Raw genomic sequence first — 1,088 nt, 5'->3', positions numbered from 1 at the left:
AGGGGGGCAAACCGGTTGCCGTGCCGGCTACGGCTGCCCGGCCGAAGAAGCTGGCGGTCGCCGGCGGCGGCAACGACGAATGGGAAGAGTTCTGAGACGTCTGTCCATCCTCCGCTGTCATGCCACGTCTGATGGTATGCAGCAGCAGGTGGACCGTTATTTCAGTCAGTAAACGTAACAGTGAATATTGAAAGTTCTGAAATGAAGCTTAAGTCAAAAATCGTTTTGAGCATGGGGTTGGTGTTCGTGCTCTTCGGCATCGCGATCGGCGTGGCGCTGACCGGCATGCAGAGCAACAAGAGCCGGTTCGAGAATTTCCTCGCCCAGGATCTGGCGCTCGCCCAGGAAGCCAACCTCCTATATTCCCACGGGTTGCAAATGGGTCAGGCCGTGCGCAATATCGTCATGGATCCGACCAATCAGTTGGCCTACAAAAATCTGGACGCGGCGTCTGCCGAATTCAAAAAAGCCAGCCAGAAGGCCTTGGCCCTTGCGGCAACCCATCCGGATGACCTGAAGGTCCTGCAGGAAGTGGTCGCATTGCGCGAGCAGCAGATCCCGCTCCACGCCAAGGTGGTGTCGCTTGCAAGCAGTGACCAGGCCGCGGCCATTGCGGTCATCAGCAAGGAAGAAACGCCGGTCTGGCGCGAGATCCGGACGCGTCTGATGGACTACCTCAAAGTCAAACGCGGCGCCGTCGAGAATACCAAAACCGAGATGGCTGCGTTCAGCCAGCGCATGCTGACGATCACGCTGGTTCTCGTGGCCCTGGCCCTGGTCGTGGCAAGCGCCATCGTGTTCTGGCTGGTCCGCCACATCATGAAACAACTCGGTGGCGAGCCTGCCTATGCCGTGGAGATCGCGCACGCCATCTCCAGCGGGGACTTCTCCAAGTCGGTCACGCTGGAAAAGGGCGACACTTCCAGCCTGCTGTTCGCCATCAATGCAATGCGTGAAAACCTGACCGGCACAGTGAGTGACATCCGGCACGCGACCGAGACCATTGCCGTTGCCTCGCGGGAGATTGCTTCTGGCAACGCCGACCTGTCGTCGCGGACCGAATCGCAGGCCTCGAGCCTGGAAGAGAC

Annotated in this window: 1 pseudogene; it reads left to right on the top strand. The window is 59.5% G+C overall.

The window, feature by feature from the left end:
- Nucleotides 1-201 precede the first annotated feature (201 nt).
- Nucleotides 202-1,088, top strand: a pseudogene (locus B058_RS0107810) (methyl-accepting chemotaxis protein); the annotation flags it as partial.

It is taken from the genome of Thiobacillus thioparus DSM 505 (assembly GCF_000373385.1).
GTDB classification, from domain to species: Bacteria; Pseudomonadota; Gammaproteobacteria; order Burkholderiales; family Thiobacillaceae; genus Thiobacillus; species Thiobacillus thioparus.
This window is presented reverse-complemented; position numbering and strand designations above follow the sequence as displayed.